The sequence below is a fragment of the Streptomyces sp. NBC_00510 genome (assembly GCA_036013505.1).
In the GTDB taxonomy this organism is placed as follows: Bacteria; Actinomycetota; Actinomycetes; order Streptomycetales; family Streptomycetaceae; genus Actinacidiphila.
Window position 1 is genome coordinate 3,625,940 of record CP107851.1, and the last position, 22,083, is coordinate 3,648,022.

A 22,083-nucleotide genomic window follows, 5' to 3' on the forward strand; every position below is an offset into this window, starting at 1 on the left:
CTGTCCACTCCGACCTCCGGACGGATGACCCCCCTGATGTCGCTTCTCAACAGCTCACTGCACGAGCTCGACCCCGACGTCGCCGCCGCCGTCGACGCCGAACTGCACCGCCAGCAGTCCACCCTTGAGATGATCGCCTCGGAGAACTTCGCTCCGGTCGCGGTGCTCCAGGCCCAGGGCTCGGTGCTGACCAACAAGTACGCCGAGGGGTACCCCGGCCGCCGCTACTACGGCGGCTGCGAGCACGTCGACGTCGTCGAGCAGCTCGCGATCGACCGGATCAAGGCGCTGTTCGGCGCCGAACACGCCAACGTCCAGCCGCACTCGGGCGCGCAGGCCAACGCGGCCGCGATGTTCGCGCTGCTGAACCCCGGCGACACGATCCTGGGTCTGAACCTCGCCCACGGCGGGCACCTGACCCACGGCATGAAGATCAACTTCTCCGGCAAGCTCTACGACGTGGTCGCCTACCACGTGGACGCCGAGACCGGTCAGGTCGACATGGCCGAGGTCGAGCGCCTCGCCAAGGAGTCCCGGCCGAAGCTGATCATCGCCGGCTGGTCGGCGTACCCGCGGCAGCTGGACTTCGCGGCCTTCCGGCGGATCGCCGACGAGGTCGGCGCGTACCTGATGGTCGACATGGCGCACTTCGCCGGCCTGGTGGCGGCGGGGCTGCACCCCTCCCCCGTGCCGTACGCGGACGTCGTCACCACGACCACGCACAAGACGCTGGGCGGCCCGCGCGGCGGCGTCATCCTGTCCAAGGCCGAGCTCGCCAAGAAGATCAACTCCGCGGTCTTCCCCGGCCAGCAGGGCGGCCCACTGGAGCACGTCATCGCGGCGAAGGCGGTCGCCTTCAAGATCGCGGCGACCGAGGAGTTCAAGGACCGCCAGGTCCGCACCCTGGAGGGCGCGAAGATCCTCGCCGAGCGGCTGACGCAGCCCGACGTCACCGGGGCGGGCGTCTCGGTGCTGTCCGGCGGCACCGACGTGCACCTGGTCCTGGTCGACCTGCGCCACAGCGAGCTCGACGGACAGCAGGCCGAGGACCGGCTGCACGAGATCGGCATCACGGTCAACCGCAACGCCGTCCCGGACGACCCGCGTCCGCCGATGGTCACCTCGGGTCTGCGCATCGGCACCCCGGCGCTGGCCACCCGCGGCTTCGGCGCGGAGGACTTCCGCGAGGTCGCCGACGTCATCGCCGAGGCCCTCAAGCCGGGCTTCGACGCGGGGACCGCGAAGGCGCTCGGCGCCCGGGTCACCGCCCTGGCCGAGAAGCACCCGCTGTACCCCGGCCTGAAGTAGCGAGCGTCACCCGGTGTGCGGGGCCGGCCATGAGGGCGGTCCCGCACACTGGAACAAGTGCGGCGCACCCACGCCGCAACACGTACCACCCCGGCGGCGACCCCGCCGGCCGCCCGCGGACAACGGGGTCCGCGAACCCGAGGAGTCATCGCACCGTGGCCATCTCCGTCTTCGACCTCTTCTCGATCGGCATAGGCCCGTCCAGCTCCCACACCGTGGGCCCGATGCGCGCCGCGCGGATGTTCGCCCAGCGGCTGAAGAACGACGACCTGCTGGCGGGCGTGGCCTCCGTGCGCGCCGAACTGTTCGGCTCGCTCGGCGCGACCGGCCACGGCCACGGCACCCCCAAGGCGGTGCTGCTGGGCCTGGAGGGCCACTCCCCCCGCACCGTCGACGTCGAGACCGCCGACGAGCGGGTCGAGCACATCCGCAGCAGCGGCCGCATCAGCCTGCTCGGCGTCCACGAGATCCCGTTCTCCGCCGCGGACGACCTGATCCTGCACCGGCGCCGCTCGCTGCCGTACCACGCCAACGGCATGACGCTCTTCGCGTACGACGAGGCCGGCGCGCCCGTGCTGGAGAAGACCTACTACTCGGTGGGCGGCGGCTTCGTCGTCGACGAGGACGCGGTCGGCGAGGACCGCATCAAGCTCGACGACACCGTGCTGAAGTACCCGTTCCGCACGGGGGACGAGCTGCTCCGGCTCACCCGGGAGACCGGTCTTTCCATCTCCGGCCTGATGCTGGAGAACGAGAAGGCCTGGCGCACCGAGGCCGAGATCCGCGCGGGCCTGCTGGAGATCTGGCAGGTCATGCAGGACTGCGTGAAGGCCGGGATGACCCGCGAGGGCATCCTCCCCGGCGGCCTCAAGGTCCGCCGCCGCGCCTCCGCGACCGCCCGCCAGCTGCGCGCCGAGGGCAACACGGTGGCGCACGCCATGGAGTGGGTCACCCTCTACGCCATGGCCGTCAACGAGGAGAACGCCGCGGGCGGCCGCGTCGTCACCGCCCCCACCAACGGCGCCGCCGGCATCATCCCGGCCGTGCTGCACTACTACGTGAACTTCGTGGCCGGGCAGTCGACGGAGGCGGAGAAGGAGGACGGCGTCGTCCGCTTCCTCCTCGCGGCGGGCGCGATCGGCATGCTCTTCAAGGAGAACGCCTCCATCTCCGGCGCCGAGGTCGGCTGCCAGGGCGAGGTCGGCTCCGCCTGCTCCATGGCCGCGGGCGGCCTCGCCGAGGTCCTCGGCGGCGGCCCGGAGAAGGTCGAGAACGCCGCCGAGATCGGCATGGAGCACAACCTCGGGCTCACCTGCGACCCCGTCGGCGGGCTCGTCCAGATCCCCTGCATCGAGCGCAACGGCATGGCCGCGGTCAAGGCCGTCACCGCCGCGCGCATGGCGATGCGCGGGGACGGGCGGCACCACGTCTCCCTCGACAAGGTCATCAAGACCATGAAGGAGACCGGGGCCGACATGAAGGTCAAGTACAAGGAGACCGCCCGCGGCGGCCTCGCGGTAAACGTCATCGAGTGCTGACGCCACCCCGCACCCCGGCCCGCCGGGGCGCCGGCGTCATGGCCCCGGACCGCGGGAGCGCCCCCGTGGGCGGCGTCAGCGGTACGTGAGCACCGCCCATACGCCGGTCGCGGCGACCGCGAGGGCGTAGAGGGCGACGGCGGCGCGGAGGATGCGCGTCTTCGCCGGGGCGGCCAGCCGGGTGCGGGACAGCAGCCGGGCGAGGGCGGGGAGGACGAGGACGGCGTGGAGGCTGACGCCGTGCAGGGGCTTGAGGGGGGCCGTGGAGGCGTAGGCGGCGCTCTGGTGGCCGGTGCGGGTGAGGTAGACGCCGCGGCCGATCATGGCGGCGCCGGAGAGCAGGGCGACGAGCAGGATCGCGAAACCGGAGCGCAGGGCGAGGGGCATGCCGGCGGGGCCGGTGGGGCGGTGCCGGAAGGACGCGACGGCGAAGGCCGACAGGACGGCGACGAGCACGGCGCCGCCGGCCGCGAGCGTCATGGAGACGGCGGTGTCGAAGCCGGACTCCATGTCGAGGTGCGAGGGTACGTGCCGCCACGCCTGCACGGTGATGCCGCCGACCTCGACCACGCAGTCGGCGGCGAACACGGCGAGCAGGACGGTGCGCGGGCGCGCGCCGACGTCCAGGTACGAGGTGACCCAGACGACCGCGAGGAGGGTCAGGCCGAAGGAGAGCCCGAAGGTCACGGGCTTGCGCCAGGACACCGGCCCGTCCCACGGGCCGCCGTCCACCGCGAGGACGCCGAGGTGGAACAGGCCCGACAGGATCAGCAGGGCTCCGGTCGCGTGGCACAGGCGGTCGGCCGTGCGAGGGCCGTCCTGCGTCCGTCCCGGCGCGGTGGGGGTGGTGGTCGTCGCCATGACCCCAGCCTGCCGGGGACGGTGCGGCAGGTCGTCGTCCCGGGGAAGGCGGGCCGGGTACGACCCGGGGAGCAGCCGTCCGCGCTCAGCGGGTGGCCGCGTGCACGATCCCCGAGGTGGACGCGATGCGGTCGAGCAGGAACATGGTGCCCACGCTCGCCGCGATCCAGCAGCAGAGGATGACGATCCCGCGGGTCAGGCCGTCGTGGTGGAAGTAGGCGAGTCCGTCCATGGCACGGACGCCCACACCGGCCGGCATGACGGAGGCCAGTGGCTCCAGCCAGCCCGGCAGGAACGACGGCGGGAGGACGCCGCCACTGGTGGCGTTGCCGATGATGAGCATGAAGATGGAGCCCAGGAGCACCCCGGCCGGGCCGAAGACGCGGATGAGCGCGACGGTGGCGGCGGCGACCGCGCCGGCCATGAGCGTGACGACGCCGAAGATCCCGAGGAAGGAACCGGGGATCGCGCCGAAGGCCGTACAGGCGATCAGGGTGGTGGCCAGGCCGCCGAGGACGGCGAAGAGACCGATGCTCAGGACGCGCTGGTTGAAGGAGAGCCGTGGCGCGACCTGGTAGGTCAGCTGGCCGAACAGGAACCCTGCCAGGATCAGCCCGAAGGAGGCGTAGAAGACCGACAGCCCTCTGCTGTCACCGGACGACAGCGGCAGGATGTCGACCACGGGGATCTTGTGGCCCTCACCGTGCGGAACGGATGCCAGGGGGGTGAGCAGGGCGGACACCGCGGGGCCGTTCGCGCCGGCGTAGACGACCTTTTGCTCGCCGTCCTCGGACAGGTAGGCCGCGTAGGCCTGCCGGTGCTCCACGGCGTGCCGGGCCGACGCCGCGTCGGGGTACCGGTCGACCTGGAAGGCCTCGGGCGCGATGCGCTGGAGGCGGACGTCGAACAGGGCCGCCGTGTGGTCCGAGGCGACGACGGCCACCGGCAGCCGGTGCGCCGTGGGCGTGTGGAAGGCGGCGAGGAAGACGCTCACGAAGGAGAGCCCGACGACGAGCACCGTGATCACCGGGGTGATCACGGCCTTCGGACCGGTCAGTCCCGCCCGGGCGGGCGGTGCGTCGGTCTGCGGTCCCGGGACGTGCCGGTGCCGGTGGCGTGATGGAGGCTGATCCGCCGGCGGTTGAGCGTCGGTGATGAGCACGCTGTCGGCCACGGAGAAGCTCCTCCCGAACATGTAAGCTGACTTATATAAGTTAACAGACAAAAGGAAGGCGCCCGGCATGCCCCTGCGCGACCCCGGCGAGCACATCGGCTATCTGATCTGGCAGCTCTCGCAGGCGTACGCGATCCGCATCGAGCAGGCACTGCGTCCACTGCGACTGACCCAGGCGCAGTTCAGCGCCCTGATGCGCCTGAGCGTGAACGGGGCCATGTCGAGCGCCGAACTGGCGCGCCGGTGCGGGGTCACACCGCAGTCCATGGGCACCGCCGTACAGGGGCTGGCCGAGCGCGGACTGGTGGAGCGGCGGGCACATCCGACGCACGGACGGATCATCGAGATCAGCGTCACCCCCGAGGGCGAGGAGCTCGCGGTCCACGCCGAGCGGGCCATCGCCCCCGCGGAGGAGGAGGCCCTCTCCCCCTTCGCCCCGCACGAGCGCGAGCGGGTCCGGGCCGACCTGCAGCGGATGCTGGCGACCCTCAACCCGCACGCGCTGTCCGAGGGTGATTGAACGCTCACGTCGACTCCAGCGCCCGCGCCGCAGGCCGCCTGACCATCGGCTGCCTTCGGCGGAGCCCGAAACCCCTTCCGGGAAGCGGGAGTCGGGGGCGGTCCGCCTCCGGCTCCCGGGACGGTCAGGGCTTCGCCGACACGTAGGCCGTGCCGCCGGCGGTCTCCACGAGGACGGCGGCGACGTCCTCCGGGGCCACCGCCGCCGAGCCGTCCAGGATGACGCCGTGGCCCTCCCCGGTCGGCGACACCACCCAGCTGCCGGCGATCTGCCGGGAGCCGTCCCGCGCCACCACGACCAGCAGGCAGTGCTCCCCCGCCGGGATGCCGCCGACCCGGGCGTGGAGCCGCACCCAGGCGGTGGCCGGGGTGAGCCGCACGGTCAACCGGGCCCCGGTGGACGGATCGGTGGCCGAGGCGGTGCGGACGGGCCCCGGCGGCGGGGCCGCGGCCGGCGGCCGGACCGCCTGCCCGGCCCGGTGCTCCCCGATGAGCACACCGCCCTGGAGGAGGGCGGCCGCCACCACCGCCGCCGCGACCCCGGCGGCCGCCCACCGGCGGCGCCGCGCGCCGGCGCGTTCGGCGCGCACCTGACGCAACGTCCGCTGCAGCAACAGCTCCCCGCCCTCGGGCGGACCGTCCAGGAAGGCCTCCGGCGGTACGTCGCCCAAGGCCTGTGCCAGGGAGCGCAGTTCCCCGAGTTCGGCGGCGCAGGGCCGGCAGGACACGACGTGCTCGTCCACGGCGCGGGCCTCCTCCTCGTTCAGCGCACCCAGGACACGGGCGGTGAGCGCCTCCCCGTCGTGCCGCTCCCGCGCGCTCATGCCGCGACCTCCCCCATCTCGACGGGCCCCTGCCGGCAGAAGTCGCGCAGCGCCTTGAGGGCGTAGTGCGACCGGGACTTCACCGTGCCCGGGGGGATGCCCAGGGACCTGGCCGCCTCGGCGACGCTCTGCCCACGGAAGTAGAGCGCGTACAGCACGTCGCGGTGGTCGGCGGAGAGCCGTTCCAGGGCCTCCATGACGACTACGGCGTCCACCACCGCCTCCGCGTGGTCGCGCTCCACCGGCCCGGTGGCCGTCGACTCGGCCACCTCGGTGGGACGGGCGGCCCTGGCCCGGTGCCGGTCGGTGATGATGTTGCGCGCCACGGTGAGCAGCCATCCCCGCACCGAGCCCTTGCCGTTGAGCAGCGCGTCGGGACGGCGCCAGGCGCGGATCAGGGTCTCCTGGACGACGTCCTCGGCCGCGGCGCGGTCGCCGGTGAGGCGGGTCGCGTACGCGAGCAGGGCCCTGCCGTGTTCCTCGTAGAGCGCCCTGACGAGCGCCTCGTCACTCGTGCCCCGGCTCTGCCGGGTACGGGGCCGCATTGCCGCCATCCGCTCACTCCGTCCGCCCACCGACCGTGCCGCGGTGCCTCGAGGCAGACACGGCCCCCGCCCGGGGCGGGTTCAGGTGAGCCGCCTCACACCGCGCGGCCCGGCGTTGAACCGCCGGGCGGCGCGGGCCGTGTCTGGTCACACGCCCCCGCGTGCCCGGCCGGTCCACAGGAGGAGAGGAACGATGCGGTACAGCCCCGCGATGAGGACGGTCCGCCTGCTGGCGGCGGCCGCCCTGCTGTTCGCCGTCGCCCCGTCCCCCGGCGCCGCCGCGGACCGCTCCCCCGCCGCCCCCGTACGCCTGGTGCCGCAGGGACCGGCCACCGCCGCCGGTGCGCCCCGTCCGTCCCGTCCGTCCCGTGGCGGCGCCGGCCGGCCGCCGTACGGCGCGGCGGCGGCGGGGGCCGGCGTGGTGGTGCTGCTGGCCGGCCTCGCCGTGGGTCGCCGTCCAATGCTGCGGGCGGTGCGACGGCGTCGGCGGGCGGCGCTCGGCCGACGGCTCGCCGCGGACACCCGTACCCCGCTGGTGGTGCGGCACGCACTGCGTGAACTGGCCCTGGCCGGACGGCCGGGCAGCCCGGTGCGGGTGCGGGGCGTGCTCGCCGAGCCCGGCCGGGTGCTGGCCACGGTCTCGGCGTGCGGGCCCGCCCCGGCGCCGTGGACGGCGCTGACCCCGACCCGCTGGGAGCGCACGGGTCTCGTACCGGCCGAGACGGCCGCCACCGGCCCGGGGCCGCTCCCCCAACTGACCAGGCTGGGCGCGGTCGGCCGGGGGCAGCTGCTGGTGAACCTCGCGCGGATCGGCGGGGTCCTCAGCGTGCTCGGGGATCCCGCCGTCGCCCGGGACGCGGTGCTCGCCCTGGTGGACGGGGTGTTGGCGGCGGCGCCCGCGGGCCGCACCGTGGTGGTCGCCGTCGGTCCCGGTGCCCGTGACCTGCCCGGGCCGCCCGCCGTGGTCCGGGTCCGGACCGTCCGTCAGATCGCCGCGCTGCGCGGCGCGGGGACGCCGCAGGTCCCGGCGGGGCTGGTCGTGCTGCGGCACCGGCCGGACGCCGAGGAGGCCCGCTTGCTGGCGATGCTGGCGGGCCCGAAGGGCGGCGGCTGGACGGTCCTGACGGTCGGCCATGTCCCGGGCGCCCATTGGCGCTGGTACGCGGCGGCCGACGGAACGGTGGACGCGGGCGTGCTCGGTCACCGGGTGGTGGTGCCCGTGCGGCCCTCCGTCCGCTGCCGCCTCTGATGCCCCGGCAGAGTGGCGATACGGCAGAACCACTCATAGCGTCAGATTTCAGGTGACTCGGGACGTCACCCGGAAAGCAGGTACGGCAGTCATGACACTTCGTCGGCCCCACGCGGCCGCCGTGGTCGCGGTCGTCGGCGCGCTGGGGCTGTGCGCCGTTCCCCGGGCCGAGGCCGCGCCGGGCGCGCTCGTCGTCCGGCCCGGGGAATCCGTCCAGGCCGCGGTGGACCGGGCCCGGCCGGGCGACGTCATCGAGATCCTCCCCGGGACCTACCCGGGCAGCGTCAACGTGACCAAGCCCCGGCTGACGCTGATCGGCCACGGCACCGACACCGTCCTCACCCCGGCCGCGAGGAGCGACCAGAACGCCTGCGCCCTGGCGGGCCACGGGCTGTGCGTCACCGGAACGGAGCAGAGCGGGCTGGACGGTGTACGGCTGATGTCGCTGTCGGTCTCCGGCTTCCGCAAGAACGGCGTCGACGCCTCATGGACCGACGGCCTCGAGGTCAGTGACATGACCGCCGAGGACAACGGGCACCAGGGCATCGGCGTCCAGCACTCGGTGCGGACGCTGCTGCGGGACAACGTCTCGCGGCAGAACGGCGAGTCGGGGATCTTCCTGGCCAACACCGCGGACGCGGAGGGCGGCGCGCTGGACACCGAGCGCGCCCGCATCAGCGGCAACGAGCTGACGGGCAACCGGATCGGAGTCGTGCTGCGCCGGGTGCGCAACCTGGGGGTCGTCGACAACCACATCACCGCCAACTGCGGCGGGGTCTTCGTCGTCGGGGACGAGGGCGTCCCCCGGGCCGGGGGCCTGACCGTCTCCGACAACCTCGTGGCGGCGAACAACAAGTACTGCCCGCCCAACGCCCGGCTCCCCTTCATCCAGGGTGCCGGGATCGTGCTGACGGGGGCAGAGCGGACCCTGGTGGTCCGCAACCGGGTCGTGGACAACCACGGCACCTCACCGATGTCCGGCGGGATCGTGCTCTTCCGCAGCGTGGTGGGCGCCCCCGACACCGGCAACACCGTCCGGGGCAACACGACCCTGGGCAACCGCCCGGCCGATCTGGCCGACCGTGACCAGGGCACCGCGAATGTCCTCCGTGACAACACGTGCCGCGTCTCCGAACCGAAGGGGTTGTGCGAGGAATGACCTTGACAGAAGCCACCAACGCGGACGGCACCGCGACCGCGGCGCCCGCCGAGTCCGCCACGCCGCCGGCGATGCGCCTGCGCGAGCTCGTCTTCGGCGCCGCCTGCGCCGCCGCCGTACGGGCCGCGGCCAGGCTCGGCGTGCCGGACGCGCTCGGCAAGGAGCCCTCGACCGTCGACGAGCTCGCGGCCATGGTCGGCACGGCGCCGCGCCAGCTGCGCCGGCTGCTGCTCGCCCTGGCCGCGTACGGGGTCTTCGAGCAGCAGGCGGACGGCCGCTTCGCCCACACCGAGATGTCCCGGATGCTCCGCAAGGACAGCCCGAACACCCTGCACTACATCGCGCTGTGGTGCACCGAGCCGTGGACGTGGGAGGTCTGGCCGCGGCTGGACGAGGCGGTGCGCGGCGGCCGCAACATCTTCCCGGAGGTCTTCGGCAAGGAGTTCTTCGAGTACCTCCACGACGACGCCCGCGAGAGCGCCCGGGTCTTCGACCGCGCCATGACCGCCTCCAGCCGGCAGTCCGCCGAGGACATCGCGGCGCTGCTCGACCTGTCCGGCGTCCGCTCGGTCGCCGACATCGGCGGCGGCCAGGGGCACGTGCTGGCCGCGCTGCTGGAGAAGCACCCCGAGCTGCAGGGCACGCTGCTGGACCTGCCGAAGGTCGTGGCCGGCGCCGACCCGAGGCTGCGCGAGGGCGGTCCGCTCGCCGCGCGGGCCCGGCTGGTGCCCGGGGACTGCCGGGTGGACATCCCGGTGGCCGCCGACATGTACATCATCAAGAACATCCTGGAGTGGGACGACGACAGCACGCGCCGCACGCTCCGCAACGTCGTCGCGGCGGGCGGCGCCGGCGCGAAGGTGATCGTCATCGAGAACCTCGTCGACGACACGCCGTCCATGCGCTTCACCACCGCCATGGACCTGCTCCTGCTGCTAAACGTCGGCGGCCAGAAGCACACGCGGGACAGCATGGTGAAGCTGATGACGGAGGCCGGGCTGCAGGTGGGCGAGGTGGCCCCGGTCAACGCCTACCTGCACGCCCTGCACAGCACGGTCGGCGGGGCGCGGTGACCCGCTAGCCGGTCATCTCCCCCACCAGACCGGTGGTGTGCCGGCCCGCCCGGAACTCCGGGCGGGCCAGCACCTTCCGCAGGAAGCCGGCCGTGGTGCACACACCCTCGCCGCGCACCCGCAGTTCCTCCAGGACCCGGTCCATCCGGGCCAGCGCCCGCTCCCGGTCCGGGGCCCAGACGACGGCCTTGGCGAGCATGGAGTCGTAGTCGGGGCCGATCCGCCAGCCGGGGAAGGCATGGGTGTCCACCCGTACGAAGGGCCCGCCGGGCACCTCGAACTCCGTGAGCAGACCCGGGGTCGGCGCGAAGTCCCGTGCGGGGTCCTCGGCGTTGACCCGGCACTCGACGGCGACACCGCGGTGCACGACGTCCTCCTGGCGCAGGGTCAGCGGATGGCCTGCGGCGACCAGGATCTGCTCACGGACCAGGTCGATCCCGGTGACCATCTCGGTGACCGGGTGCTCCACCTGGAGCCGGCAGTTGACCTCCATCAGGTGGAAGTCGCGCTCCGGGGTGAGCACGAACTCGAAGGTGCCGACGCCGGTGTAGCCGACCGCCCGGGCGCCGCGCACGGCCGCGTCGCACATCTGTGACCTCAGCCGCGCCGGCAGGTCCGGGGCGGGGGTCTCCTCGACCAGCTTCTGGTGGTGCCGCTGCACCGAGCAGTCGCGCTCGCCGAGGTGGACGACCGCGCCGTGCCGGTCGCAGAGCACCTGCACCTCCACGTGGCGGGCCCGCTCGACGTACCGCTCCAGGTAGAGCCGGTCGTCGCCGAAGACGGCGCGGGCGTGCGCCGCGGTGCGCTTGTAGGTGTCCGGCAGCCGGTCCGGGTCGGTGACCACGGCCATGCCGCGTCCCCCGCCGCCCGCGACGGCCTTGAGGATCACCGGGTAACCGGTCTGCTGCGCCGCCTCCTTCGCGTCGGCGGCCCCGGCCAGCGGGCCCGTGCTGCCGGGCAGCACGGGCAGTCCGGCCTCGGCCATCAGCGCGCGGCAGGCGGCCTTGTCGCCGAGCCGGGACAGCACTTCGGGGGAGGGCCCGATGAAGGTGAGGCCGTTGGCCTCGCAGACCTCGGCGAAGTCGGGGTCCTCGGACAGGAAGCCGTAACCGGGGTGGACGGCCTGCGCGCCGGTGCGGCGGGCGGCCTCGACGACGGCGGGGATGTTGAGGTAGCTCGCCCTCGCCGGGGGCGGTCCGATGTGCACGGCCTCGTCGGCGAAGCGCACGACGGCCGAGTCGCGGTCGGCGGTGGAGTACACCGCGACCGTCCGGATGCCCAGTTCCCGGCAGGCGCGCGCGACCCGCAGCGCGATCTCGCCACGGTTGGCGACCAGGACGGTGGAGAACACCGGCCCTCACTCCCCCACCGGTATCGGCTCCAGTGCGATCAGCGGCTGCTGGAACTCGACGGGCTGCCCGTCCGGGACGACGACCTCCACGACCCGGCCGGCCACGTCCGCCTCGACGATGCTCATCATCTTCATGACCTCCAGGACGCCCACGGGCTGGCCGGGGCGGACGAGGTCGCCGACGCTCACGCACGGGCGCTCGCCGGGTTCCGGGGCGTGGTAGAAGGTGCCCACAGTGGGGGCGCAGACGTAGTGAAGCGACGTGGAGTCGCGCGCTCCGTGCGCCTGTTGCGCCTCCGGTGCGCCCTGGGGCCGGCCTGCGGAGGACGCCGGTGCCGGAGCGGGAGCCGCCGCGGGAGCGGTCGCCGGTGTGGCGGCCGGGTCCGCCGCCGGAGCGGGTGCGGGGGTGTACGCGGGGGGCTGCGCCTGCGGTTGCGGCCACTCGATCTCGACCGCCGTCTGCCCGTGCCGCAGCCTGATCCGCTGCGGCGGGGTGGGCATGGAGCGGGCCAGCTCGGTGGCGCTGCGGCAGACCGCCTCCAGCACCGGGAGCGCGGCCGGCGCACTGCCGGGGGACGTTCCGTTGAGGGCCTTGCCCGCGCCCGGGGGGCGGGCCGTCCTGTCGTCGCCGTGGAGTGTCACGGTGCTGCCTCCTCCTCCAGTCGGCCGAAACGGTGGAACCGGTCGCGGCGCTCGGCCAGCAGCCGGTCGGGGGTCCAGGGACGCAGTTCGTCCAGGGCGGCCGAGAGCGCGCCGCCGACGAGGGCGGCCGCGTGGGCGTGGTCCCCGTGGGCGCCGTCGGGCGGTTCGGGGACCACACCGTCGACGATGCCCAGCCGGAGCAGATCGCGGGCGTGCAGCCGCAGGGCGGCCGCCGCCGCGGGGGCGGCGGCGGCGTCCTTCCACAGGATCGCGGCGCAGCCCTCGGGGCTGATCACGGAGTAGATGCCGTTGGCGCTGACCAGGACCCGGTCGGCGACGGCGAACGCCAGTGCGCCGCCGCTGCCGCCCTCGCCGGTGATCACGGCGACGACCGGCACGGGCAGCCGGGCCATCAGCCGCAGGTTCTCGGCGATGGCGAGGGCCTGTCCGCCGCTCTCCGCCTCCGGACCCGGGTTGGCGCCCGGGGTGTCGATGAGGGTCACCACCGGCATGCCCAGCTTGGCGGCGGTGCGCATCAGGCGGGCCGCCTTCCGGTAGCCGGCCGGGGTGGCCATGCCGAAGTGCCGCCGCCTGCGCTCCTCCAGCCCGGGGCCGCCCTTGTGGTGGCCGATCAGCATGACGGGGCTGCCGTGGAGCAGGCCCGGACCGCCGATGACGGCCGGGCAGTCGGCGGCCAGCCGGTCGCCGTGCAGCTCGTGGAAGTCCTGGAGCAGATGGGCCGCGTAGTCGGCCGCCGTGGGCCGCAGCGGGTGCCGCGCCAGCCGTACCGCCTCCCAGGCGTCCCGCTCCGGCAGTTCGTCCGCCGTGCGGACGACGCGGACCGCGGGCCCGCGGTCCGCCGCGGCGCCTCCGGAGCGCAGCCGCAGCAGCCGGGCCAGCGTCGGGCGGAGCGCGGCACGGGGGACGACGTCGTCGATGAGGCCGCGCGCGAAGAGGAACTCCGCGGTCTGGAAGCCCTCGGGGAGCCGCTGGCCGGTGGTCTGCTGGATGACGCGCGGCCCGGCGAAGCCCATCCGGGCGCCGGGCTCGGCGATGATGACGTCGGCGAGGGTCGCGTAGGAGGCGGCGACGCCGCCGTAGGTGGGGTCGGTGACCAGGGACACGACGAGGACGCCCGCCTCGTCGAGTTCGGTGAGCGCCTGGGCGGTCCTGGCCATCTGCATCAGCGACAGGGCGCCCTCCTGCATACGGGCGCCGCCGGAGGCGGTCACGAGCAGCAGGGGGACGCGCCGTCGCAGACTGGTCCGGGCGGCCCGGGTGATGTGCGAGCCGACGCCCAGGCCGAGGCTGCCGCCGAGGAAGTGGAAGTCCATCGCGGCGACCACGACCGGCTGTCCCTCGACGGTGCCGTGCACGCAGACGACGGCCTCGTCCAGGCCGGTCGCCGCGCGGGCCTCGCGCAGCCGCTCGGCGTACGGGCGGGTGTCCGCGAAGCCCAGCGGGTCGTGCTCCGCCGGCCGCTCGCCGCGCTCCGCGGCGAGCGGCCGGCAGGAGCCGGGGTCCAGCAGCTGGTCGAGCCGCTGCCGGGCGGTGAGCCGGCCGTGCGCGCCGCACTCGGGGCAGACGCGCAGCGTACGGGCGTAGCGCTTGCCGTAGACGAGCGCGGCACAGCGCTCGCAGCGCACCCAGTCCGGCTCGGCGGTGGCCGTGTCAGCCACTGCGCTCCCAGCGGTAGAACTCCCGGGCCATGGCGTCCTTGGGCTCGCGCCAGGTCTCGGGGTCGTACGCGGAGATGAAGGACGACAGCTGGTCGCTGATGTCCCGGAACGCCGGGTGGTCCTTGTACCTGCCGACCTCCGGGCCGGGCGGCCGCTCGGCCTCGACCAGGTGCAGGTAGACGTCGCCGAACTGGAACAGGCTGCGTCCGGTGACCCCGATCAGACCCGGCAGTTCGCCCTTGTCGGACTCGGCGAAGACCTGCGCCACCTGCTCCTCGACGCCGGGCTTCATCCTGGCCACGATCAGGCTGCGGTAGGTCTTCATGCCGCGCCGCCCCCGTGGCGCTGCACGATGCGCTCGCGGATCAGCTCCAGCTGGATCTTGGAGTTGTCGTTGATCCGGGCGGTCATCGCCTCGTCGTCGAGGGGGGCGCCGGGCTTCATGGCGAAGTCCTGGGTCCAGCGCATCCGGGTGCCGCCGGGGACCTCCTCGTACTGCCAGTGGATGTCCATGTACTGGAACGGGCCGGTCTCGACCCGGTGCGCGCGCACCGTGCGGGTGGCGCGGTCGGCGATCCGCTCGGAGACCCAGCTCCACACCTGGCCGTGCTCGTCGGGGTGCATGGTGAGCCGGAAGACGACCCGGTCGCCCTCGCGCTCCACGATCTCCACGGAGGCGTACTCGCTGAACAGGTCCGGCCAGCCCTCCACGTCGTTGGTGACGTCCCAGACGACGTCCATGGGGGCGGGGATGGTGATCTCGTTCTCGGTGTGGCCGGGCATGGTCAGACTCCTGCCTTGAGTGAGTTGTTCACGACGTCCATGAAGGCGCCGGGGGTCTTGCACGAGTCTGCGTCGCCGGCGATCGGGATGCCCCGGTCGTTCTCCAGGGCGCCGACGATGCCGAGCAGGCCGAGCGAGTCCAGGCCGTACTCGGCGAAGGGTGTCTCCGGGTGGCCGCTCAGGAGGGCCACGTCGACGGTGATGCCGGCATTGGACTTCATCAGGGTGGCGAGTTCGCCGTAGGTCAGTTCCTTGCTCATGGAAGAGCTCTCCTTCACTGCGCCTGCGTTACGCCCGGACGACCAGGGCCGAGTTGGAACCCATGAGGCCGCGGCTGAGCACCAGCGCGGTCCGCAGTTCCGCCGGCCGGGGCCGGCCGATGACCAGGTCGAGGTCGTGGCAGGTGTCGGTGATGTTGGGGGTGGGGGGCACGACTGCGTGCCGCAGGGCGAACACGGCTGCGGCCACATCGAGCACCGGGGCGCCGCAGTAAGCGCGGCCGGTGCCGGTCTTGGGGGCGGTCACGGGAATCTTCCGGGCGCGCTTGCCGAACACGTCGGCCAGGGCCAGCGCCTCGGCGCGGTCGGCCTCCGGGGTGCCGAGTGCGTCGGCGAAGACGACATCGATGTCCCCGGGTGCGCACCCGGCTTCCGCGAGGGCGTCGCGGATGGCGCGGGCCAGTCCCTCACGGGACTCCGCCCAGCGCGAGGCCCCGGTGAAGGTGGCACCGTGCCCCGCGATGACGGCCTGCACCTCGGCCCCGCGGCCGGCGGCATGCTCGGGGTCCTCGACCACGAGCATCGCGCCGCCCTCGGCGGGGGCGAAACCGCGGGCGTGCCGGGTGAAGGGCAGATAGGCCCGTTCGGGATCCTCCTCCAGGCTGAGTTCTTCGTATCCGAGCTGGCAGACACCCGAGTACGGCGCCAGCGGCGCCTCGGCGGCGCCGACGACGACGGCCCGGGTGCCGTTGCCACGGGTGATGTTGCGGCAGGCGTGGGAGATGGCGTCGAGACCACCGGCCTCGTCGCTGGCCACCACGCCGCAGGGGCCCTTGAAGCCGCCGCGGATCGAGATCTGACCGGTGCTCGCCGCGTAGAACCACGCGATGGACTGGTACGGGCCAACGAAGTTCGGCCCCTTGCCCCACAGGTGCTGCAGTTCGCGCTGGCCGAACTCGCCGCCGCCGGAACAGGCCGCCGTCACCACTCCGATGTCGAAGGGTGACTCCTCGTCGAAATGCAGGCCCGAGTCGGCGATGGCCTGGTCGGCGGCCGCCATCGCGAAGTGGGTGAACCGGTCGGTCTGCACGGTGTAGCGGTCCTCGACGACCGCCGACACCTCGAAGCCGCGGACCTCGCCCGCGACCCGAAGCGGCAGGTCCCGGCATCCCTCGCGGGTGACCGCGTCGAGGACGGCGACACCTTCCCTGGTCGCCTTCCAGAAGGCGTCGGCTCCGATGCCGTTCGGCGCGACGACGCCGATGCCGGTGACCACCGCTTGCGTGTTCATCGCTGGCTCCCCTCCGGTCGGTTGAGGACCACCGCGGACTGGAACCCGCCGAATCCGCTGCCGACCGACAGCACGGTGCGCAGCTTCAGCTCACGGGCGGTGCGCGGGACGTAGTCCAGGTCGCACTCCGGGTCCGGGGTCTCGTAGTTGGCGGTCGGCGGCACCACGCCGTGAGCGAGGGCCAGGGTGCAGGCGGCCAGTTCGATCGCGCCGATCGCACCCAGGGAGTGGCCGACCATGGACTTGATGGAGCTCATGGGCGTGGAGTAGGCATGCGCGCCCAGCGAGCGCTTCACCGCCGCGGTCTCGTGGCGGTCGTTCTGCTTGGTGCCCGAGCCGTGCGCGTTGACGTAGTCGACGTCCGACGGGTCGACCCTGGCGTGGTCCAGTGCCTGGTCGATGGCCTCGGACATCTCCAGGCCGTCGGTGGTGAGCCCGGTCATGTGGTAGGCGTTGCCGTACGTGGCGTAGCCACCGATCTCGCAGTAGATCCGGGCACCGCGGGCCTTGGCGTGCTCCAGTTCCTCCAGGATCAGCACGGCGCCGCCCTCGCCCATGACGAACCCGTCGCGGCGGGCGTCGAAGGGCCGGGAGGCGTGGGCCGGGTCGTCGTTGTTGGGGGAGGTGGCCTTGATGGCGTCGAAGCAGGCCACCGTGATGGGGGAGATCGGGGAGTCCGACGCACCGGCGATGATGATGTCGGCGCGTCCCTCCTCGATGCTCTGGAACGCGTAGCCCACGGCGTCCAGGCCGGAGGTGCAGCCCGTGGAGACGGTCTGCACGGGACCGCGGGCGCCGTGCCGTTCGGCAATCTCCGAGGCGAGCGCGCTGGGCGCGAACGCCCGGTGCAGGTGCGCACCCGCCTGCCGGTGGTCGACGTCCCAGCGGGTGCCACGTTCACTGACGCGTATGTAGTCGTGTTCCAGCCGGGTGGTGCCTCCGACGGCGGTGCCGAGGGAGACCCCGACCCGCCAGGGGTCCTCCTCGTCCAGTTCCAGCCCGGCGTCGCGGACCGCCTCGGCGGCCGCGACGAGCGCGAACTGGACGTACCGGTCGGCGCGTTCCAGGTCCCGCGGGCTCAGCCCGCAGGCCGCCGCGTCGAAGTCGACCTCAGCGGCGATGCGGGACCGGAAGCCCGTCGGGTCGAAGAGCGTGATCCCTCGGGTCGCCGTCCGGCCGGCGGTGAGCAGTTCCCAGAAAGCGGGGACCCCGACACCGCCGGGGGCGACGACACCGGCCCCGGTGACCGCCACCCGGCGGGTCATGACGCCGCGTCCTCGGTCTGCTCGGTGGCCTCGGTGTCGACATGGCCCAGCTCCGGGCGCGGAGCGAGCGGACCGAGGTGGAAGACGAGCCGGGCCTCGGTGTCGCCGACGTTGCGGAAACGGTGGCGGACGTACGGCGGGATCATCAGGCCCTGCTCCGGGCGGAGCACGTACGGCTCCCCGTCGAGGTCCACCTCAAGCGCACCGCACACCACGTACACGAACTCCTCCGAGTACGGGTGGTAGTGCTCGCCGATCCGGTCACCGGGCTCCACGAGCGCGACGCCCATGAAGCCGCTGGTGGCGCCGCACGCGGTCGGGGTGAGCATCGCCCGCAGGTCGCCGCCGCGACGGCGGTTGTGCGGGGTGTCCCCCAGGTTCACGATGGTCGGCGTGAACGGGACGTTCCGTTCGTTGGTCAGAAGATCATCCATGCTTGCCTCCTCCGGCGGGGCCGGCCCGGGGCGCACCCCGGGCCGGCCGTACCTGCCGGCTGCCGATGGCTCGTACGGGTCAGGACGTGGCCGCGCTGCGGTCGGTGACCATGCGCATGTCGTATTCGACGAGGAACCGCTTCAGGCCCTGCTCGTCCGCGAGGTCCCAGTCGGGACCGAGGTCGAGCAGCCGGGCGAGGACGCCGGTCTTGTGCTTGCCGGCGGCGCCCACGGCGATGAGCGAGGCCTCCTCGGCCGGGACCCGCAGGTCGACCAGGCGCACCACGATGTCCTCGCTCTCGCGCAGGAAGACGGTGCTGCGCGCGAGCGGCCCCTTGCGGACGTCCACGGCCTCCTCGTCCTGCTGGGCGAGCATCTTGGCGACGGCCTGACCGGAGCCCGCCTTGGCCGGGTAGATCAGGGCGTGGCGGCTCAGGCCCTCCGGCCGGTCGGTGCCCTTGGCGACGTGGTGCACGGCCGGGAGCGCGGCGCGGGCGAAGAACTCCCGTGCCGAGCCCGGGTCGTTGAGATCCCGGTCCACCTCCAGGTAGGGGTTGATGGCTTCCTCGACCGCCCGCACCTCGGGCTGGCGGGCGACATGGCGCAGTGCCCTGGCCAGGTCGCCCTCCACCTCCACGGCGCGCACGACACGGTTGCCGTGCATGAACAGCGAGGTGCGGCGCAGCCGCGTGTTCTCGTCGACCACGGCCTGCGGCGAGGTGTAGCCGGACAGGATGTCCGCCACCTGCTGTTCGCTGCCGGGCTTCACGGTGAAGGTGATGGCGTGGCGGATGATCCCGTCCCCGACCCTCGGCACGGTCTGCATGCGACCGGACTCGTAGGAGGTACGGGTCTCCCGCAGCACCCCGAAGCGGAGCGAGCGGGTGTCCTTCACGCAGCCGTGCATCGGCTGCACCATCTCCAGGTGGGTCGGGCTGTCCACCCAGGCGAGGAAGTGCAGCGCACTCTCCCACTCACTGGTGATCAGCCATTGCGAGGGATTTTCGATCGACTGGCAAAGCTGGTCGCTGACGTGTCCGGGCACGGCAGCGACGTGGCGGCACATCTGGTCATACGCGTCAAGAAACCGCTGCTCGGCGTCGTCTTCAACATCAAGCATGAGGACGACGCGCAGGCGATTGCCATCGAGCGCGGACTGCGAGACCTTTTCGGCCTGGGCCGGCATATTCCACCTCTTCCGAGAGCGAGCAACCCCCGAGGTCCGTCGTCCAACGATCGTGCTGTGGTGGCCCAACCGGTGCGAGATATGTGATCCAATTGGGTGACGGGCGAAAATACCCCCGGTAATCGGGCATCAAGGGAGCTATGACTCCACAGGCCGAAGACCGGGTTCCGGTCCTCATCGTGGGGGGCTCCCTCGTCGGGCTCTCCAGCTCAGTCTTCCTGGGCCGGCTCGGCGTCCGGCACGTCCTCGTCGAGAAGCACCCGGGTACCTCCATCCACCCCCGTGGCCGCGGCAACAACCTGCGGACCATGGAGCTGTTCCGTACGGCCGGGGCCGAGCCGCTGATCCGGCAGGCCGCCTCCGTACTCGCCGACAACCACGGCATCCTGCAGGCCGACTCGCTGACCTCGGACAACGCCGAATGGCTGTTCCGGGAGATCGACCCGGGCGGCCGGCTGTCCGGCATCAGTCCCAGCGGCTGGTGCCTGTGCAGCCAGAACGACCTGGAGCCGGTGCTCCTGGACTTCGCCCGCACGCTCGGCGGCGACCTGCGCTTCAGCACCGAGCTGGTGTCGTTCACCCAGGACGACGACGGCGTCACCTGCGAGCTGATGGACCGGGAGACCGGCGACCGCAGCACCGTCAGGACCGACTACCTGGTCGCGGCCGACGGTCCCCGAAGCCCGGTGCGCAGCGCCCTGGGCATCGGTCACACCGGACGCGGCGACCTCTTCGCCAACATCAGCGCGACCTTCCGCGCCAAGCGGCTGGCCGACGCGGTGGGCGACCGCTACTTCATCGCGTGCTACCTGACCAATCCGGACGCCGACGGCGTGCTGCTGCCGGTCGACAACCAGGAGAACTGGGTCTTCCACGCGCCCTGGCACCCCGAACGGGGCGAGACGCCGGAGGACTTCACCGACCAGCGGCTGGCCGCGCACATCCGCACCGCGGTGGGCGTGCCGGACCTGGAGATCGAGATCACCGGCCGCGCACCCTGGCGGGCCGCGGAGCGGGTCGCGGACTCCTACGGGCGCGGGCGGGTGCTGCTCGCCGGCGACTCGTGCCACGAGATGTCCCCCACCGGCGCCTTCGGCTCCAACACCGGCATCCAGGACGCCCACAACCTGGCGTGGAAGCTCGCCGCGGTGACCGGCGGCTGGGCCGGGCCGGAGCTGCTGGAGACGTACGAGGCCGAGCGCCGCCCGGTCGCCGTGGCCACCAGCGAGCGGGCCTCCGCCCGTTCCGCCGAGCACGCCCACCCGGGCTACGCGCCGCCGGCCGGCGGCGGGCCCCAGAAGGGCGTCCTGGTCGTCGCGCTGGGCTACCGCTACCCCGAGGGCGCGTTCCTGGGCGCGGACCCGGGGCGGCCGGTCGTCCCCGAGGACTTCCGGCCGGTCGCCGAACCCGGTGGCCGTTCCCCGCACGTGTGGGTGACCACCCGGGACGGCGAGCGCCGCTCCACGCTGGACCTGTACGAGCGCTCCATGGTGCTGCTCACCGGGGACGGACCGAAGGGCACGGCCTGGCACGACGCGGCCCGCACGGTCGCGGAGCGCCTCGGGGTGCCGCTGGCGGCGTACCGGCTCGGCGAGTCGACGCAGGCCGACCTGGTGCCCGAGGCGGGCACGGACTGGACCGCGGTGCACGGCATGACGCCGAGCGGCGCGATCCTGGTCCGCCCGGACGGCTTCGTCGCATGGCGGAGCCGCGAGGCCGTGGAGGACCCCGCGGCGACGCTGGACGAGGTCCTCACCTCCGTGCTGCGGCTCGGCTGAGCGTCGCGCCGCAGGCGGCCGAGGAGGCGGCACGGGGGGACGGTTGACCGTGTGAACGGCGGCCACCACGCTCACGGGAGCGCCGGTGGCCGCCGTTCCCGTTCGGCGGCGCCCTCGGCCCGGGGCGCCGCCGCCGGAGCTCGACGTCTCCCCCGCCGAACGCGGTGCGGTGACCGGCCGGGGCCGGTCACCGCACCGCACGACGGGAAGGGCGCCGTCAGCCCACCGGGCCCTCCCCGCCCTCCACCGATGACCGTGGCACGCCCGGCCGGGCGGCGGGCGGTGTCGCCTGCTGGACGGCGGGCGGCGCGGACGGACGGACCGCCGGTGACGCACCCGGCCGGGCGGCGGGCGGCGCGGAGGGCCGGCCGGCCGGTGACGCACCCGGCTGGGCCGCCGGAGGCACCGACGGGGCGGGGGCGGAGGGTGCGGCGGGGGCAGCGGGCTCCCTCACCCCCGTCCAGTCGGGGGCGGGCCAGCCGCGCCACGGCGAGTACGCGGGGTTGACCACGCAGCGGGCCGTGAGCTCGGCCTTGGTGGCCTTGTCCACCGGGCAGGCCTTCACGAGGAACTGGCGGGCGATGCCCCCGGGGAAGACCACGCCGGTACGGGCCGAGCGCAGTTCACGGGTGCCGAGGGTCTCGTCGAGCTCGATGCCGCCGGGGGCGTCGATGTAGTAGTGGTACGCGGCCGTCTGCTGCCTGAGGGCCTCGCGGTCGTAGGTGGTGGCCACGAACGGCGAGGGCTGCTCGCGGCGGGCGTAGGCCTGCAGGTCGTACTCGCCCTCGCCCACGTCCTCGGGACGCAGGCCGTCCTTGAAGACGGTCTCCGGCGGGCGGTCGTCGCCGTGGAAGAGGGCGTTGCAGTTGGAGCGCCAGGTCGGCTCGTCGGGCCTGATCCGGTCGAGGTCGACGCTGGCGTCCGCGGCGGCGTAGAGCCGGTCGGGGACGACGGGGCACCATTCGGGGACGGCCGGGTCGCGTGGAAGACCCGGGGCGACGGCCGCGGCGGCCGTGCAGACGGGGAGTGCGAGCACCCCCAGGGAAAGGGCGGCGGCGCAGAGCCGGCGCAGCGTGCGCAGTGCGATCATATGCCCACGATCACCCCGGTATCGCCCGGTCGCCGGAATGGTCACCCTTGTCGGCGTGTCCCGCCGGAAGACGAAAGAGGCCCCTGCGCATCGTTGTGGGACGCTGCTGGGGCCTC

Annotated in this window: 23 protein-coding genes; 8 read left to right on the forward strand and 15 right to left on the reverse strand. The window is 73.4% G+C overall.

The genetic code is table 11. The annotated features are described in order from the left end of the window. Positions 1 to 36: 36 nt before the first annotated feature. Both OG937_15905 and OG937_15910 read left to right on the forward strand, forming a co-directional pair. Positions 37 to 1,308, forward strand: a complete 1,272-nt coding sequence (locus tag OG937_15905) for a serine hydroxymethyltransferase (protein WUD73072.1) — start codon at positions 37 to 39, stop codon at positions 1,306 to 1,308. Between the two features lie 155 nt (positions 1,309 to 1,463). Then, positions 1,464 to 2,846, forward strand: coding sequence for an L-serine ammonia-lyase (locus OG937_15910; GenBank protein WUD73073.1), 1,383 nt, complete (start codon positions 1,464 to 1,466; stop codon positions 2,844 to 2,846). Positions 2,847 to 2,921: 75 nt separating this feature from the next. On the opposite strand, the gene OG937_15915 is transcribed toward OG937_15910, so the two are convergent. Both OG937_15915 and OG937_15920 read right to left on the reverse strand, forming a co-directional pair. Next, the gene (locus OG937_15915; GenBank protein WUD73074.1) at positions 2,922 to 3,707 is read right to left on the reverse strand and encodes a hypothetical protein; all 786 of its coding nucleotides are present in this window, start codon (positions 3,705 to 3,707) and stop codon (positions 2,922 to 2,924) included. 85 nt (positions 3,708 to 3,792) lie between these two features. After that, a complete protein-coding gene (locus OG937_15920) occupies positions 3,793 to 4,881 on the reverse strand; it encodes an ABC transporter permease (protein WUD73075.1) in 1,089 nt (362 codons plus the stop codon). Positions 4,882 to 4,948: 67 nt separating this feature from the next. Between OG937_15920 and OG937_15925 the strand changes: the two genes are divergently transcribed. Further along, positions 4,949 to 5,401 (forward strand): MarR family transcriptional regulator, encoded by a 453-nt coding sequence (locus OG937_15925; protein WUD73076.1) that lies wholly within the window; start codon positions 4,949 to 4,951, stop codon positions 5,399 to 5,401. Positions 5,402 to 5,525: 124 nt separating this feature from the next. On the opposite strand, the gene OG937_15930 is transcribed toward OG937_15925, so the two are convergent. Together OG937_15930 and OG937_15935 are read right to left on the reverse strand one after the other, a co-directional pair. Beyond that, on the reverse strand, positions 5,526 to 6,224 hold the full coding sequence (locus tag OG937_15930; protein ID WUD73077.1) for a zf-HC2 domain-containing protein: 699 nt from the start codon (positions 6,222 to 6,224) through the stop codon (positions 5,526 to 5,528). After that, a complete protein-coding gene (locus tag OG937_15935) occupies positions 6,221 to 6,778 on the reverse strand; it encodes a sigma-70 family RNA polymerase sigma factor (GenBank protein ID WUD73078.1) in 558 nt (185 codons plus the stop codon). Before OG937_15935 ends, OG937_15930 begins: the two co-directional genes overlap by 4 nt. Positions 6,779 to 6,962: 184 nt before the next feature. Between OG937_15935 and OG937_15940 the strand changes: the two genes are divergently transcribed. The 3 genes from OG937_15940 to OG937_15950 all read left to right on the forward strand — a co-directional run bounded on the left by OG937_15940 (position 6,963) and on the right by OG937_15950 (position 10,250). Further along, positions 6,963 to 8,018, forward strand: coding sequence for a hypothetical protein (locus tag OG937_15940; protein ID WUD73079.1), 1,056 nt, complete (start codon positions 6,963 to 6,965; stop codon positions 8,016 to 8,018). A gap of 91 nt (positions 8,019 to 8,109) precedes the next feature. Further along, on the forward strand, positions 8,110 to 9,177 hold the full coding sequence (locus OG937_15945) for a right-handed parallel beta-helix repeat-containing protein (GenBank protein WUD73080.1): 1,068 nt from the start codon (positions 8,110 to 8,112) through the stop codon (positions 9,175 to 9,177). Further along, on the forward strand, positions 9,174 to 10,250 hold the full coding sequence (locus OG937_15950; GenBank protein ID WUD73081.1) for a methyltransferase: 1,077 nt from the start codon (positions 9,174 to 9,176) through the stop codon (positions 10,248 to 10,250). Before OG937_15945 ends, OG937_15950 begins: the two co-directional genes overlap by 4 nt. 4 nt (positions 10,251 to 10,254) lie before the next feature. Here the strand turns inward: OG937_15950 and OG937_15955 are convergent, their stop codons facing one another. The 10 genes from OG937_15955 to OG937_16000 all read right to left on the reverse strand — a co-directional run bounded on the left by OG937_15955 (position 10,255) and on the right by OG937_16000 (position 19,048). After that, positions 10,255 to 11,601 carry an acetyl-CoA carboxylase biotin carboxylase subunit gene (locus OG937_15955; GenBank protein WUD73082.1) on the reverse strand — a complete coding sequence of 449 codons (1,347 nt, stop codon included), beginning with the start codon at positions 11,599 to 11,601 and terminating at the stop codon, positions 10,255 to 10,257. A 6-nt stretch (positions 11,602 to 11,607) separates the two neighbouring features. Continuing rightward, entirely contained in the window at positions 11,608 to 12,243 is a 636-nt protein-coding gene (locus OG937_15960; protein ID WUD73083.1) for an acetyl-CoA carboxylase biotin carboxyl carrier protein subunit, read from the reverse strand. After that, the gene (locus OG937_15965; protein WUD73084.1) at positions 12,240 to 13,922 is read right to left on the reverse strand and encodes an acetyl-CoA carboxylase carboxyl transferase subunit beta; all 1,683 of its coding nucleotides are present in this window, start codon (positions 13,920 to 13,922) and stop codon (positions 12,240 to 12,242) included. Before OG937_15965 ends, OG937_15960 begins: the two co-directional genes overlap by 4 nt. Beyond that, positions 13,915 to 14,247 carry a TcmI family type II polyketide cyclase gene (locus OG937_15970; protein WUD73085.1) on the reverse strand — a complete coding sequence of 111 codons (333 nt, stop codon included), beginning with the start codon at positions 14,245 to 14,247 and terminating at the stop codon, positions 13,915 to 13,917. Before OG937_15970 ends, OG937_15965 begins: the two co-directional genes overlap by 8 nt. Continuing rightward, a complete protein-coding gene (locus tag OG937_15975; protein ID WUD73086.1) occupies positions 14,244 to 14,705 on the reverse strand; it encodes an SRPBCC family protein in 462 nt (153 codons plus the stop codon). The genes OG937_15970 and OG937_15975 overlap by 4 nt, the downstream gene beginning before the upstream one ends. A gap of 2 nt (positions 14,706 to 14,707) precedes the next feature. Beyond that, entirely contained in the window at positions 14,708 to 14,965 is a 258-nt protein-coding gene (locus tag OG937_15980; protein WUD73087.1) for an acyl carrier protein, read from the reverse strand. Positions 14,966 to 14,993: 28 nt separating this feature from the next. Beyond that, positions 14,994 to 16,214 carry a ketosynthase chain-length factor gene (locus OG937_15985; GenBank protein ID WUD73088.1) on the reverse strand — a complete coding sequence of 407 codons (1,221 nt, stop codon included), beginning with the start codon at positions 16,212 to 16,214 and terminating at the stop codon, positions 14,994 to 14,996. Beyond that, positions 16,211 to 17,479, reverse strand: a complete 1,269-nt coding sequence (locus OG937_15990; GenBank protein WUD73089.1) for a beta-ketoacyl-[acyl-carrier-protein] synthase family protein — start codon at positions 17,477 to 17,479, stop codon at positions 16,211 to 16,213. The genes OG937_15985 and OG937_15990 overlap by 4 nt, the downstream gene beginning before the upstream one ends. Continuing rightward, positions 17,476 to 17,913 (reverse strand): cupin domain-containing protein, encoded by a 438-nt coding sequence (locus tag OG937_15995; GenBank protein WUD73090.1) that lies wholly within the window; start codon positions 17,911 to 17,913, stop codon positions 17,476 to 17,478. Before OG937_15995 ends, OG937_15990 begins: the two co-directional genes overlap by 4 nt. Positions 17,914 to 17,992: 79 nt before the next feature. Then, complete coding sequence (locus tag OG937_16000) at positions 17,993 to 19,048, reverse strand: antibiotic biosynthesis monooxygenase (GenBank protein WUD78757.1); 1,056 nt, start codon at positions 19,046 to 19,048, stop codon at positions 17,993 to 17,995. Here OG937_16000 and OG937_16005 point away from each other — a divergent pair. Both OG937_16005 and OG937_16010 read left to right on the forward strand, forming a co-directional pair. Next, positions 18,968 to 19,186, forward strand: coding sequence for a hypothetical protein (locus OG937_16005; GenBank protein WUD79095.1), 219 nt, complete (start codon positions 18,968 to 18,970; stop codon positions 19,184 to 19,186). The genes OG937_16000 and OG937_16005 overlap by 81 nt on opposite strands. A 53-nt stretch (positions 19,187 to 19,239) precedes the next feature. Then, positions 19,240 to 20,877: an FAD-dependent monooxygenase gene (locus OG937_16010; protein ID WUD73091.1), complete on the forward strand. Its 1,638-nt coding sequence runs from the start codon at positions 19,240 to 19,242 to the stop codon at positions 20,875 to 20,877. A 217-nt stretch (positions 20,878 to 21,094) separates the two neighbouring features. On the opposite strand, the gene OG937_16015 is transcribed toward OG937_16010, so the two are convergent. Continuing rightward, positions 21,095 to 21,967 carry a hypothetical protein gene (locus tag OG937_16015; protein ID WUD73092.1) on the reverse strand — a complete coding sequence of 291 codons (873 nt, stop codon included), beginning with the start codon at positions 21,965 to 21,967 and terminating at the stop codon, positions 21,095 to 21,097. Positions 21,968 to 22,083 lie beyond the last annotated feature (116 nt).